Source organism: Halobellus sp. Atlit-38R, from assembly GCF_003665925.1.
Classification (GTDB): domain Archaea; phylum Halobacteriota; class Halobacteria; order Halobacteriales; family Haloferacaceae; genus Haloquadratum; species Haloquadratum inordinatus.
Genome location: NZ_QXIJ01000012.1, coordinates 82,414 through 94,601, shown reverse-complemented (window position 1 = coordinate 94,601; position 12,188 = coordinate 82,414). Strand labels below are relative to the sequence as shown.

Genomic DNA, 12,188 nt, shown 5'->3' with positions numbered 1-12,188 from the left:
GGTGTCGCCTCTCGCTCCACAAATTCTAACTCCGGGAAGTCGCTAGCTTCGATGAGGCGGGTGGGTTTTGGCATAGGCACCAAGAACTCACGTCCGCCTCGTCCTTCGACCTTATCTGAACACTGCCTGGGCAACAGTCTGGCGGTTGGTCAGTGCCGGGTCGGCTTCCTCCCCACCCTACTCGCTTGTGCTTCCACCAGAGGCGGAAGCCCTGCGCTCCTTGAGGGTGGGGCCTCCGCCTTGACTTAGGTGAATCGACGCCGCGCGTACGTCAGCGGAACCGACGTGAATACTCCAGCGATGGCAGCAACCCCGAGGACGATCGCGATGAGTAACGCGACTTCAGGGACCAGTACCATCTCGAAGCCCCAGACCCGAACAAATTGAGCCGTCCACAGAATCCCCGTGACCAACGCCGTGGTGAGGCCGAAGACGGCCCCCGGGAAATACGTGTACAGCGCTCGACGTTCGACGATCACCCACCAGACGACTGCTCCGATCACGAACGCTGGGCTTGCTACGATGATCGGCCAGTACGCTGTCGAGAGGCTAATCACTTCTGCGAATAGCGAGAGTATGTCGGAAAGGACAAGGCCAACCACTGTCGCACAGATGAACATATAGCCGCCTGCGTAGAGCGCCCACTTTCTTTCGGGACCTCTGCTTGATCCAAAGAGGGGCTCACTATCCATAGCTAGTCGTATCTCTCGTTCGATGAAAAGTTGGTATGCCCGGGTGGAAAACTACGCGCCACAGATCGGGCAGGTCAACGACCCCTTACGTCACGACTCCCGAACTGCACGACGAGTTCCTCAGTCGTGAGGGCGTAGACAGTCATCTCTCTGCCCTTTTCAGAGTACCACGTATCAACACCTTCGACCAATCCAGCCTCCGAAAGCCGGGAGAGATGATACCTAACATTTTGGATGGATGTATCTACCGCTTCAGCGACATCTGATGCGGTTAGTGGCTCGGTTTCGAGGCGACTGATGATTGCTTGCGCAGTTTCTGAGGATATGGCTTGAAGTATCTCTACTGACTCCCCGTCTGGAACCACGACATCAGTCCGTTTGTCGGGGACGTGATCAACTGACGATTGCCGTGGAAAGGCGCTTGACATTGTGGATGGTGTATATCGAGTTACTCGTTCACTTTGTTCGGTTCATCTCGAACAAACGAATCAAACAACTTAACACTAACGAACTCTAATAGCGAAATATGTCTTCCCGGCGTATCCAGCACCGTATCGGAGTCACTATCTATCTATGAGTAGCGAGGACGTCGCCCAAGCGCGTGAGCGTGTTATCGAGTCGATGGAGCAGTCTGCGGAAGTATACGGGCTGAGCCGAAGCGCCGGCCGCATCTACGGCGTTTTATATTTCGCTGAAGAGCCGCTCTCGATCCCGGATCTCGTTGGCACGACCGGCTATGCCAAATCCACGGTCAGTAATGTGACCCGCAAGCTGAGCCGCCTCGGCCTCATTCATCGCCGGTCGTCAGACGGAGGTGGGCGACGCGTTCGCTTCGAGGCCGAGCGCGAGGTCTGGTTTATCATTCAGGATGTCTTCCAGCAGTACATTGACCGGGAGATCCAGGCGTCACTTCGCACGTTGCAACGGGCTGAAAGGCAACTTCCAGCCGAGAGGGGCGGTCACGAGGCAGAGCGCATTCAAGACCTCCGTGACACCTACGAAGATCTGCAAGAAATCGTCGCGCTCACATCTGGGTTATCGGTGTCAGAACTCCGTGAAGCACTCGAAGCCTACGAGTAAAGAGACCGCGCAGCTCTCACCAGTGGACGGTGTAGGTACACATATCGGCTCCTTCTCGGCGGCAAGCGTCACCCGTCTCTTCGATAAAGACGAACTCATCGACAGTCGCATACTGTTGGGCGACACCGCGAATGAGTCCGCGGTCGAACGGGCACGGGTACGGATTATAACAAACGACCTCACCTGATTGATCGTCGGTTCGGGAGAACTGGTAGTATCCAATGTCGCCGCCACGGTGATTCCGCTGATATGCGTCGTCGATCGAGCGAAGGCCTTCTGAAATCGTCTCGATAGCAGTGGGCCAATCGGCCACCTCCGGGATTTGTGCTCCGAGTCGATCCAAAATGTGCGGTTCCAGGTCTGTCGCAATGGTCTCGAACGCGTTCAGCCACGCCTGCTGCGGATACCATTCATCAGGAGTCGGGTCAGTGATCCCTTCCTCGGCAAGCGCGTTGATTGCGTGTTGCCGATAGTGCGCTGAGAACTTCCCCATTGCTTCTTCAATAACAGTCAGGACCGTCTTCCCGTTGACTTCGACATTCTCATCAAATGCCTCGTAGGTGGCCATTGTGTGAAATACGAGACTGCGTAGAAATAAAGTCCCTGTAAGTAGGCCGTCATATGCCTCCGCTTAGTGCCGACATCCGTAACAAGACAGATGTGAGGGATCTCTGCACAGTCAACCGTGCACTACCGAGGGTTAGTAAGAAATCTCCCCGACCAAACCCAATAATTATTCCATAACAATTTTTATAACAGTATAGATCGCTATATATTTGGATTATATAAATGGATTCAAGAACTATGTCTGTTTCCTTGCAGAATATTGAATACCCAGGACTCCATCTTGTTTGTATGGGAAATCGCCGTATCAAGTCGGCAGAAAGGCTTTTTTCTATTATTGAGGCATTTCGTGAATATGGACGGTTAGGCGTTACCGAACTGAGTGACATTCTCAATATCTCGAAAGCAAATGCTCATCATTATGTATCAACTCTCAGAGATTATGACTATGTAGTCAAGAAAAATGATAAGTACGAGTTGGGACTTGAATTCTTTGCAGTCGCAGTTGATACTCGAGAACAGTCGCCTGTCTACCGCGTAGCAAAAGAGGATTTGGCCCGTCTCGCAGATGAGACTGGGGAAACAGCCTGGTGTATGGTTGAGCAAAATGGAATGGGAATGTTCATCGATGGTTACATTGCTGGTCGATCTATAGACCGAGAATCTATCATCGGCACATGGAAACCTCTTCACGCAAACTCGGCAGGAAAGGCAATTTTAGCAAATCTACCTGCAGACCGACGTAATACTATTATTGATAGGTCTGAGTTGGAACCGTTGACAGAGAACACCATCACAGAGCGCAACAAACTGCGTCAAGAGCTCAAAGAGATCCAAGAGAGAGGCTTTTCAACAAATTTCGGCGAAGATCTGAGCGGAATACACGCTGTGGGAACTCCGATTTTCGATCAGAACTCCGAGGTCGCTGCCGGTATCTCAGTCGCCGGGTCAGCGACCCGGCTAACGAAGGAATACTGCAAAAACGAACTTGCTCCGTTAGTCAGATCAGTAGCCGATGACATCGAATTCAACCTCGCATATCGGTAATCTGAACGCTCTTGTAACGCCCTCTCAATCAACGGGTAACATAGATATGATGAAAATATTCGTCATCACTTATTGAAATATTACTCTTTGATCTCCTGACTCAGCTAGCACTCCCTTGTTACTCACCCATAATTGCGACCACGGGGCGGTCAGCTTCCAGTAGAATCGACTGTGTTTTGCTGCCAAACACCGCCTTTCCGGCAGGCGAACGTTTTCGGCCCCCGACTACAATATACCGAACTCCTTGTTCCTCCGCATAGCGGGTTACCTCTGCAGAGACATCACCAACGCGTCCAATTGTTTCATATGAACAAGTAATGTCTGAGGCGGCATTCTCGGCGTGCCTTGCTGCCTCGGCTCGAATCTTGTCCAGACTAACTGGTGAATTGTCCTTCTTTACACTTGTTGTTTCGATATCGAGAAACTCGCGACGGGTCATAATATGTATTATCTGGAGTGGTTCCTCAAACGCCTGTGCCAACTCAGCGGCCTCTTCGACAACGTGCTTTGCTCGGTCAGACCGATCTACTGCCACAAGAATAACCATACCCCAATCATCAGAACTAATCATCATAAGTATTCTCGTTGCGTCATAGACCGCAAATCAATCGAATAAAACGAAGGGCGGACAGGCTCCGAGGCGACCACGATCAGTTTGGTACCCAGATAGTTAACCGGACGCTGTGATTGAAGGGGTCTTCTTGAGAAGTGTCAGTCAGTATATCTGCTGACTAACCGGTTGTTTCCGGCAAAATGCGGACTTTCTTGTCGCACGCTCGGCGGAACTACCCGAAGTGTATCAAGAGTAATGTCGAAATTAATCGCTCAGGTCGCCCAGTAGGCCAGCATCTGGTTTGCCAATAACAAACACTAGGTACTGTCTCAAGCAATGACATAAGACATTACAAAACTACAATTGTAATAGAATAAATGTGGATGCCGGATGTTGCCTGGCGAAAGCAAAATCAACGACCAACAACTTTTGCCAATATCAAACACTTTCCACCTAATTTTCGTTTTAGAGCCCAATCTCAGTCCGGTTATGTACTTACGATAGGAAGTGGACTGCACTATTCGAGGTCACTCAGATCTGAGCGTCTATTTTCACGGTTAGCGATTCTGGTTGCTGCGATGTCAAAACTTAATTCCCTTCCTCTAAACTGTATTCTATGATCTGTTCACGAGTACCGCTCTCCAATCGCAAAAGAATTGAACGCCATCTCTTCAGCGTAATTAACTGGGGGATCCGTTCCACTAGCAGAACTCTATCTTCTCCTGATCGTTTACGGGGGCCGATAGCCCGGACGTATGAATTTCCAATAATGCGACGTTTCTCCTCAATAGGTGTGGAGAAATGAGGTCCCGTTTATCGACCGTCCTTCAGACGATCGGTACACAATTTGCAAAAGCTCTTGAGCACGCCAATATTGTTGAGCGGTCTCGACTTCAGTCAACCCTCAATCTGTCGTGGCCACGAATCGTCACTGGGATCGCGCGTATGTCTCAGCAGACGGCTGACTTGGCGATGGTCGGTACGGTGCTTGGTCCGCCTGCAATTGCAGGCCTCGCATTCGCGTACGCCTACTGGCAGATCGGGAACCGGGTGTCTCTGGGTCTTTCAGGAGGGGCAATAAGTCTCGTTTCCCAATACTTTGGCGCTGACAATATCGAGTTAGCCAACCGAACGATCGGCCAGAGCTACGTACTGGCTGCGGTGATCTCTCTTCCGTTGACCGGGGTATATTTATATTATTCATCGACGCTAGTGGGACTGCTGGGAGGGTCACCGGAAGCAATTGGGTATGGATCGACCTATCTTTCGATTTTGGCTCCTGCGCTTTTCTTTGAGTACTGTAACAAGGTCGCAAGCCGAGTATTTGCTGCTATTGGCGATACGCTCACCCCGATGGTGATCAGAGCAGGAGGGGCAGTTATCAATATCGTCGTGAATGTGTTCCTGATCTTTGGATTTGAGCTCGGCGTTATTGGTGCAGCAATCGGAACTCTCGTAGCCACTGTCACAGTAACGATAGTCTTCTTATGGGGTCTTCTCGGGCTTAGATACCCGATACGCCAGCCAGTCCCGATCAGAATATCGTTCACTGGTGGCCGTATCGATCTCTCCCTCCTTCGATCGCTCATCAGGGTCAGTGGACCACTTATGTTCCAAGAAGTAGCCAGAGCCATCGTGGTGTTCCCTCTATTGGCTATCGCTGCGGTCTATGGATCCACGGTGGTCGCTGCATTTGAGGTTGCTCGTCGGGTCCGGGGATTGGTTAATTCGCCTGCTTGGGGATTCTCGATGGCGGCGAGCAGTCTCGTCGGGCGTCACCTAGGGGCAAATGAAATCAGAGACGCAACCCAGTATGGAATTGGTATCTTTCGCCTTACCATCGTCACATTCGTCTTGATCGCGGTTGTTGTAATCTCGTTGTCGAGCCAAATCGCAAACGTGTTCGTCGATGATCCAAATTCGATTGAGGTGACGGCGTTGTTCATACGTATCGCAGCGATTGCCTCAATTGGCCTCGGGATCGACAAAGCAGCCACAGGAGTATTGCGGGGGGCCGGCGACACCCACTGGTTGTTTTACGCTACCATCGTCGGACTGTACCTCGTTTCTGTGCCGGTTGCATATATTGGAGTAATCACACCGCTGGGCGTATCTATGCTGTATCTCGCGCTTCTGTTAGAGACATTCGTCCCTGCCGCAATCACATCGTATCGATTCCGCCTCGGTGTGTGGAAAACTGCCGGCTGTTCATATCGCCAGCAGACGGACCAGCCAGTAGAATAGTTGGCTGCTGTTCACTTCGCACTCCTATCCCAAGTGCGAACTTGGCTCTCCTCAACGTCTTAGTGATGTGGTTTTCTAATGGCGGCTGAACGGCTCACTGTCTGGAAGATCAGAACTGGCATACGACGACGCGAAAAAAGAGCTGAGAAGCCGGACTATATCTCTACTTGGATCTCGTTGTCCTCGGTAGAAACCTCGAAGGTCCGCATTCGTTTGCCTGTCGCAGGATTCTCTCCTGTCTTGAGGTCAAACTTCCAGTCGTGACCTGGACAAGTCATCCAGCACTCTTCTTGGTTAATGACACCGGGGCCTTCAGTGATGCAGTCCTCCTCATTGATCCGCTCTTGTGTCGCAGTGTGGAGGCGCTGTCGCCTATGTAAACAGACGTTCTGAATGCCGTAGAACTCGCCGCCGATGTTGACGATAGCGATCTCTATGCCGTCGACCTCAACGCCCATCACTTCGCCCTCTGGAATCTCATCAACAGATGCAACGGTGTGCTTTGTCATAGTGGTATATTGAATTGCTGTGTGCTAACTGGTAGATCCAGGTCAGATACGGAAGACTTCCTGGGCGTTTCCACGGAAGAGGCTATCCTTCAGTTCTTCGTCGATCGCAGGGTTGTCGATAATCCACGTCGGCGGATCGTTCGTGCTGTGGGGCCAGTCAGTCGCAAAGATCATAGTATTCTCTGCCTGTTCGATCTCGAGCAACCATTCGTAGTGACGGTTGCTGTCTGGAAGACAGACAGGCTGGGTCGAGAAATAGAAGTTGTCGAACAGATATTCGCTCGGCATCCGGTCAAGGTACTTTTTGCCTTGGTCGTACATCCGCTCCGCCAACTGAATATCTTCAGGTGTGTGCTGATAGAATTCGTCAATCCGGTATGCCACGAATGGGAGCCAGTGGTAACCTCCCTCCTGATAGACGACGTTGAGTTCCGGGTACTTATCGAAGACGCCCGTCACGATCATATTGACCGCGTTCATCATCGCGTGCATCGCCGGGGCAAAGCCGATGGCTTCGATCCACGTTCGAATTGCTCCTCCGTTCGGCGTTGACGGATCTGGATACGATGCCACGTCAAGGTGCAACGTGAGGGGAAGATCAAGCTCCAGCAGCTTCTCGTAAACCCTGTCGTATTCAGGGTTGCCTAGCCGCCAGTATTTCCCAAACCAGGCGTAGGCACCGGCGATGTCATCCTCATCACCGATCCGCTCAAGTTCTTCGACCGTTGCCTCGGGGTCCCACAGTGGAATCATCGCCTGTCCGCGGATATTTTCGTGGACGCTGGTAACCTTCTCGAGGAGGTAGTCGTTGTACGCACGACACACTTCCTCTTTCATCCGCGGGTAGTTCACCTGCGGCAAACTGTTCATACCAGGGGTAACGAGCGGAACGTCGATCCCGATCTGCTCCATCATCTCGAGAATGTCTTCACCGGTTTTGGCGGCTCCATTCGAGTCGACGCCAACTCCGCCGCCTTCATTACCCCAGGTCGGAAGCCAGTCAATGGCGCTAAACTGGTAATCGCCGAGTGGACGATCCAGTTTGTCGACGATTCGATCATCCATATACGGGTAGAGGTCATCCAGCATCTGGAGATCCAGATGAACGTCTGTGTCTATGATAAACTCATCATAGACTTCTTCAGGAATGCCTGTGTTTTCACTTGGCTCAAACTTGCGTACCGACATTGCATCTATCTGGTTTCTCTGCCCCTACATATGTATTTCGGAATATCTGTTATATATTATATCTGACTTATTTTGCACAATTTAGAGTATACTGATAAAAGCAAATTCAGCCGGTATTGTTCTAACCTGACCGCGTCGGCAGTGTTCAGATAAGGTCGAAAAGTGAGGCGGTCGTAGATTATTGGTGCCTATGCCAAAACCAGACCGCCTCATCGAGAGTAGCGACTTTCCAGAGTTAGGTTTTGTGGAGCGAGAGGCGACACCCGAGCCGGCGATGAAGCTGGGTATCCAACTGCATTTGGCGGGATTATCGCTGTCGGATACCGTCTCTGTGCTCGCAGGCCTGGGTGTCGAACGGTGTCGCACCACCGTTCACAACTGGATTCAGAAGGCGGATTTACAGCCAACAGAAGGGTATAACCCGAATTACGTCGCGATAGACGAGACTGTAATTCGAGTGAACGACCAGCGCTATTGGCTGTTTGCTGCGGTCGATCCCGACACGAACCGCCTGCTGCACGTGCGACTGTTCCCGACCAGGACCCAAGCGTTGACCGAGATGTTCCTCGCAGAACTCCGTGAGAAACATCTCGTAGACGACGCGATCTTCCTGGTCGATGGAGCGCCGTGGCTGCAGGCGGCCTGCCACCGCCACTCGCTCCGATTCCAACACGTCACCCACGGGAATCGGAACGCCGTCGAACGCGTGTTTAAAGAGCTCAAACGCCGGACAGAAGCCTTCGCCAACCACTTCAGACACGCTCAACCGCAGACCGCAGAAACGTGGCTGCAAGCATTCGCCGTCTGCTTCAATCAGCTAATCTGAACAATGCCGTCTATTCTACACGATAGATTTATGTATGCGTGTATGTCTCATGCAGTTATGGAGAACACGCGTCAAAATGGGTCCTCGGCCACGGGGGTGAAATCGCTGGTCTTACGACAGGCTAGGCGTTTGGACAGCAATCACTTTGAGGCTCTTTTTATAGGCCTACTATTCACATACACACTGCTACTTATATACACTGCCCTTGGTTATGGGTCCCAGCCACGTTTATTCCCCCTGTTGGTCGGAGGGCCGTTACTAGGCCTCATAATACTCCGTCTTGACCTTCTTCTCACTAACCATATCCAGCTTGGGTCCAGTGGGGTATTTCAGGATATGACTGACGGGTTAATGGACGATGAGCCCAACCCGATCGACCCAATGACGAAATACCGAAGAGAAGCGGAGATCATCCTGTGGCTAGTAACTGCACTGGTGCTTGTATGGGCGATTGGATTTCAGATCGCTCTCGTAGTCTTCGTCTTTCTCTTCGTGTACTCTCACGAGCGCGACCTAATCCGTGCATTGGGGAGTACACTTATCGCTTACGGCATAGTGTACCTCCTGTTCGTCCAACTGCTTTCGGTGAATCTGTACGAGCCGGCTCTTCTTCCGGAGTCGATTATGAATACGCTCCCTTGAACCGATGCTGACTACTAAAACTACAACCGCTCAGCTAAGGACACGACATTAATGTTCGAAATCCCGATTATGACACTACTCCAGTCAAGCGCCGGCACGTTCAACGAAGCGATCCAAATAGCTATGGGGGTGATTGCTGATCCGCTACATATTGGGTTCATTGTTCTAGCGACGCTCCTCGGTGTCGTGATGGGCGTAATCCCAGGACTCGGTGGTGCAATTACTCTTGCGCTGCTGATTCCAATCACGTTCGATATGGAGCCGAACGTCGCGATTATGATTCTCGCAGCGGCACTTGGTGGTACAAACTTCGGCGGCTCTGTAACAGCAATCTTGCTAAACACGCCCGGCTCTGCGCCAAACGCCGCGACACTCTTGGATGGTTACCCAATGGCTCGTCAAGGAAGAGCAGGGGAAGCCATTGCCGCAAGTGCGGTATCCTCTGCTAGCGGAGCTCTTCTAGGACTTGTGCTGCTTGTTGCTGCCGTCCCATTTATTCGCCCAGTTACGCTAGCGTTCGGCTCTCCAGAACTGTTTTGGCTTGCGCTCCTCGGCTTGACAGTGATTGCTGTAGCAACGACGGGGTCAGTCCTTACCGATCTCATTGCTGGTGGATTTGGACTGATGCTCGCTTTTCACGGCCTCAATCCGGTCACTGGAACCGCTAGATTCACTTGGGGCTCTTCGTATCTGCTCTCTGGCATTCAGCTTATCCCAGCAATCATCGGTTTGTTTGCACTCGCAGAGATGATCCGGCTCGCCAGTCAGGGGAGTTCGATTGCAGAGGCTGAAGTTGTCAGCGGTGGCCGGCTTGATGGGATTAAATCGGTTCTCGAAAATTGGTTTCTCTTCCTCCGGAGTGCAGTCCTGGGATGGGGCATTGGCGTCATCCCCGGAGTGGGTGGTACCGTTGCTAATTTTGTGGCGTATCTGCAAGCGAAACAGACCTCGAGCGATCAGGAGTCGTTTGGCGAAGGAAACGTGAAAGGAGTTATCGCTAGTGAGGCCGCGAATGACGCGAAGGATGGGGGATCTATGCTCCCAACACTCGGGCTGGGTGTGCCGGGTTCTGCATCAACGGCGGTTCTTCTCGGTGCGTTTATCCTTCACGGCGTTACACCCGGTCCACTCCTCTTCCAGGAAAACCTCCAGTTAGTCTTCATTATTGTGTTCGCGTTAGTCATCTCAAATCTTCTCACATCACTCATTGGACTCGTTAGTATCAATCCTCTCGCGAAACTGACCAAGATTTCCATCTCGACGCTGGCGCCGATCGTGATCGTGATTGGACTTCTCGGGTCATTCGTGATCCGCGGTAATTTTGGTGACGTCCTGCTTGCAGGCTTCTTTGGAGTTTTCGGCTTCGCGATGCTCAAATTCAACATTTCGCGCATTGCTCTCGTTATTGCACTCGTCCTAGGACCAATGGCAGAGCAGAATTTCCACCGGTCACTCCAGATCTCTCAAGGCGATTTCGGCGTGCTCTTCACACCGCTATCGCTCGTCTTGATCTTGGTCATTGTCGTCGCACTTCTTATTCCCCTCCGTCAGGCACTCGGATCAATGCGACAAAAGACCTGAGGGAGGAAACACCGTCGTCTGCCGTGAGAATCTGTTGAACCATTGAATATTAGGTCGTATCTTTGATAATAGAGCATTAACTTTATGTATGTTGAATCTGAGTTGGCTAACTATGGTGCGCAGAAAAACCGTAATTAATCGGCGAGAGATTATCGCATCCATTGGAACAGCGGCTACGCTCGGGTTGGCAGGCTGTTCTAGCTCCAATGGAGGAAGTAACGATACTGCAGCAAGTGAGACTACTGGTGATACTGGAAATGGCGAGGGCGACGAAACGGAGTCCTCGGTTGACTACCCAACTGAGGAGGTTGAGATTATTGTTCCGTATGCTACTGGTGGTGGATTCGACGCCTACGCTCGCCTCACCGCTCCATACTTAGAGAAGCATCTTCCGAATGACGTTACGGTCACGGTGAAGAACGTTGTTGGAGGCGGTGGTGTGAAAGGGACAACGGAGACATACAATGCTGACCCAGACGGGCACACCCTGATGATTTGGGATGCCTACCAAGGGGTCACCCAACAAATTGGCCGTAACGTTGGATATCAGCTTCAAGAGATGAGTCATATTGGTGCGGTCACTCAGTCACCAAACAGTTTGATCTCGATGGAGTCCGCAGGTATCTCAGGGTGGGATGACTTTGTCAACCGTATCGACGAGCTTAATTTCGCGACCCAAGGTGTTGGAGCCATCTCACATACCGGTGTGGTGCTTCTCGGTGAACTCACCGGTGCCTGGGCGGAAGAGGACGTCAACTTCGTTCATTACGGAGGGACCGGAGAGGCTCTGTCCGGACTCGAACGTGGAGAGGCTGACGTATTCCTCGTCGGTCCTGCAACATCCGGATTGAAGGTCGTCAAAGCGCTTAATTCAGAAATGACAATTATGTTCTCTGACCCCGTTGGCGAGGACTCTATCTACCACGGCGTCCCAAAGCAGTACTCGGGTGATCTTGACATTGAAAATATGGATCAATACGCTCGCCTAACTAGGTTCCGACGGTTCTTCACTGGTCCTCCGGGTGTTCCCGAAGAGATCCTCGAGATCCAGCGTAATGCTTTCTCGAAAATTATTCAAGACGAAGAATTCCTCCAAGAGACCAGCGAAAAAGGACGACCAATCGTGAACCCAGGCTCTGCAGATCAAGTGAGCGAGGTTATGGGCGAACAGTTCGAGACCTTCGGCAGTTCGCCAATGAAGGGTATCATTCAGGGCGTATTCTAAGACTGAGCGGCCAGCGAGGCGAGAGAGCTCTCCTATT

Annotated in this window: 13 protein-coding genes; 7 read left to right on the top strand and 6 right to left on the bottom strand. The window is 51.7% G+C overall.

Annotated elements, in window-relative coordinates; genetic code table 11:
* Positions 1-245: 245 nt before the first annotated feature.
* A complete protein-coding gene (locus D3D02_RS14665) occupies positions 246-692 on the bottom strand; it encodes a hypothetical protein (RefSeq protein WP_121570740.1) in 447 nt (148 codons plus the stop codon).
* 74 nt (positions 693-766) lie between these two features.
* Positions 767-1,057: a winged helix-turn-helix domain-containing protein gene (locus D3D02_RS14660; protein ID WP_233560670.1), complete on the bottom strand. Its 291-nt coding sequence runs from the start codon at positions 1,055-1,057 to the stop codon at positions 767-769.
* Positions 1,058-1,265: 208 nt separating this feature from the next.
* On the opposite strand from D3D02_RS14660, the gene D3D02_RS14655 reads away from it, so the two are divergent.
* Positions 1,266-1,772 (top strand): GbsR/MarR family transcriptional regulator, encoded by a 507-nt coding sequence (locus D3D02_RS14655; RefSeq protein WP_121570738.1) that lies wholly within the window; start codon positions 1,266-1,268, stop codon positions 1,770-1,772.
* A gap of 16 nt (positions 1,773-1,788) precedes the next feature.
* On the opposite strand, the gene D3D02_RS14650 is transcribed toward D3D02_RS14655, so the two are convergent.
* Positions 1,789-2,340: a hypothetical protein gene (locus D3D02_RS14650; protein WP_121570737.1), complete on the bottom strand. Its 552-nt coding sequence runs from the start codon at positions 2,338-2,340 to the stop codon at positions 1,789-1,791.
* Positions 2,341-2,627: 287 nt separating this feature from the next.
* Between D3D02_RS14650 and D3D02_RS14645 the strand changes: the two genes are divergently transcribed.
* Positions 2,628-3,383, top strand: a complete 756-nt coding sequence (locus D3D02_RS14645) for an IclR family transcriptional regulator (protein WP_158599382.1) — start codon at positions 2,628-2,630, stop codon at positions 3,381-3,383.
* 118 nt (positions 3,384-3,501) lie between these two features.
* Here the strand turns inward: D3D02_RS14645 and D3D02_RS14640 are convergent, their stop codons facing one another.
* Positions 3,502-3,930: a universal stress protein gene (locus D3D02_RS14640; RefSeq protein ID WP_121570743.1), complete on the bottom strand. Its 429-nt coding sequence runs from the start codon at positions 3,928-3,930 to the stop codon at positions 3,502-3,504.
* An 807-nt stretch (positions 3,931-4,737) separates the two neighbouring features.
* Between D3D02_RS14640 and D3D02_RS14635 the strand changes: the two genes are divergently transcribed.
* A complete protein-coding gene (locus tag D3D02_RS14635) occupies positions 4,738-6,180 on the top strand; it encodes an MATE family efflux transporter (RefSeq protein ID WP_121570735.1) in 1,443 nt (480 codons plus the stop codon).
* A 155-nt stretch (positions 6,181-6,335) separates the two neighbouring features.
* Here D3D02_RS14635 and D3D02_RS14630 read toward each other — a convergent pair whose 3' ends face one another.
* Positions 6,336-6,689 (bottom strand): Rieske 2Fe-2S domain-containing protein, encoded by a 354-nt coding sequence (locus tag D3D02_RS14630; protein WP_121570734.1) that lies wholly within the window; start codon positions 6,687-6,689, stop codon positions 6,336-6,338.
* Positions 6,690-6,731: 42 nt separating this feature from the next.
* Complete coding sequence (locus D3D02_RS14625) at positions 6,732-7,877, bottom strand: amidohydrolase family protein (protein ID WP_121570733.1); 1,146 nt, start codon at positions 7,875-7,877, stop codon at positions 6,732-6,734.
* A 190-nt stretch (positions 7,878-8,067) separates the two neighbouring features.
* Between D3D02_RS14625 and D3D02_RS14620 the strand changes: the two genes are divergently transcribed.
* The 4 genes from D3D02_RS14620 to D3D02_RS14605 all read left to right on the top strand — a co-directional run bounded on the left by D3D02_RS14620 (position 8,068) and on the right by D3D02_RS14605 (position 12,151).
* The gene (locus D3D02_RS14620; protein ID WP_121570732.1) at positions 8,068-8,703 is read left to right on the top strand and encodes an IS6 family transposase; all 636 of its coding nucleotides are present in this window, start codon (positions 8,068-8,070) and stop codon (positions 8,701-8,703) included.
* 57 nt (positions 8,704-8,760) lie between these two features.
* Positions 8,761-9,345, top strand: coding sequence for a tripartite tricarboxylate transporter TctB family protein (locus tag D3D02_RS14615; protein WP_158599381.1), 585 nt, complete (start codon positions 8,761-8,763; stop codon positions 9,343-9,345).
* Between the two features lie 51 nt (positions 9,346-9,396).
* Positions 9,397-10,926, top strand: coding sequence for a tripartite tricarboxylate transporter permease (locus tag D3D02_RS14610; RefSeq protein ID WP_121570730.1), 1,530 nt, complete (start codon positions 9,397-9,399; stop codon positions 10,924-10,926).
* 112 nt (positions 10,927-11,038) lie between these two features.
* Positions 11,039-12,151 (top strand): tripartite tricarboxylate transporter substrate binding protein, encoded by a 1,113-nt coding sequence (locus tag D3D02_RS14605; RefSeq protein WP_158599380.1) that lies wholly within the window; start codon positions 11,039-11,041, stop codon positions 12,149-12,151.
* Positions 12,152-12,188: the final 37 nt, after the last annotated feature.

What these genes read in the sequence shown, in the direction of transcription:
- D3D02_RS14610 (WP_121570730.1), top strand. Translation starts at nt 9,397, where the DNA reads ATGTTCGAAATCCCGATTATGACACTACTCCAGTCAAGCGCCGGCACG.
- D3D02_RS14620 (WP_121570732.1), top strand. Translation starts at nt 8,068, where the DNA reads ATGCCAAAACCAGACCGCCTCATCGAGAGTAGCGACTTTCCAGAGTTA.
- D3D02_RS14645 (WP_158599382.1), top strand. Translation starts at nt 2,628, where the DNA reads ATGGGAAATCGCCGTATCAAGTCGGCAGAAAGGCTTTTTTCTATTATT.
- D3D02_RS14665 (WP_121570740.1), bottom strand. Translation starts at nt 692, where the DNA reads ATGGATAGTGAGCCCCTCTTTGGATCAAGCAGAGGTCCCGAAAGAAAG.
- D3D02_RS14625 (WP_121570733.1), bottom strand. Translation starts at nt 7,877, where the DNA reads ATGTCGGTACGCAAGTTTGAGCCAAGTGAAAACACAGGCATTCCTGAA.
- D3D02_RS14655 (WP_121570738.1), top strand. Translation starts at nt 1,266, where the DNA reads ATGAGTAGCGAGGACGTCGCCCAAGCGCGTGAGCGTGTTATCGAGTCG.
- D3D02_RS14635 (WP_121570735.1), top strand. Translation starts at nt 4,738, where the DNA reads ATGAGGTCCCGTTTATCGACCGTCCTTCAGACGATCGGTACACAATTT.
- D3D02_RS14650 (WP_121570737.1), bottom strand. Translation starts at nt 2,340, where the DNA reads ATGGCCACCTACGAGGCATTTGATGAGAATGTCGAAGTCAACGGGAAG.
- D3D02_RS14605 (WP_158599380.1), top strand. Translation starts at nt 11,039, where the DNA reads ATGGTGCGCAGAAAAACCGTAATTAATCGGCGAGAGATTATCGCATCC.
- D3D02_RS14615 (WP_158599381.1), top strand. Translation starts at nt 8,761, where the DNA reads ATGGAGAACACGCGTCAAAATGGGTCCTCGGCCACGGGGGTGAAATCG.
- D3D02_RS14630 (WP_121570734.1), bottom strand. Translation starts at nt 6,689, where the DNA reads ATGACAAAGCACACCGTTGCATCTGTTGATGAGATTCCAGAGGGCGAA.
- D3D02_RS14640 (WP_121570743.1), bottom strand. Translation starts at nt 3,930, where the DNA reads ATGGTTATTCTTGTGGCAGTAGATCGGTCTGACCGAGCAAAGCACGTT.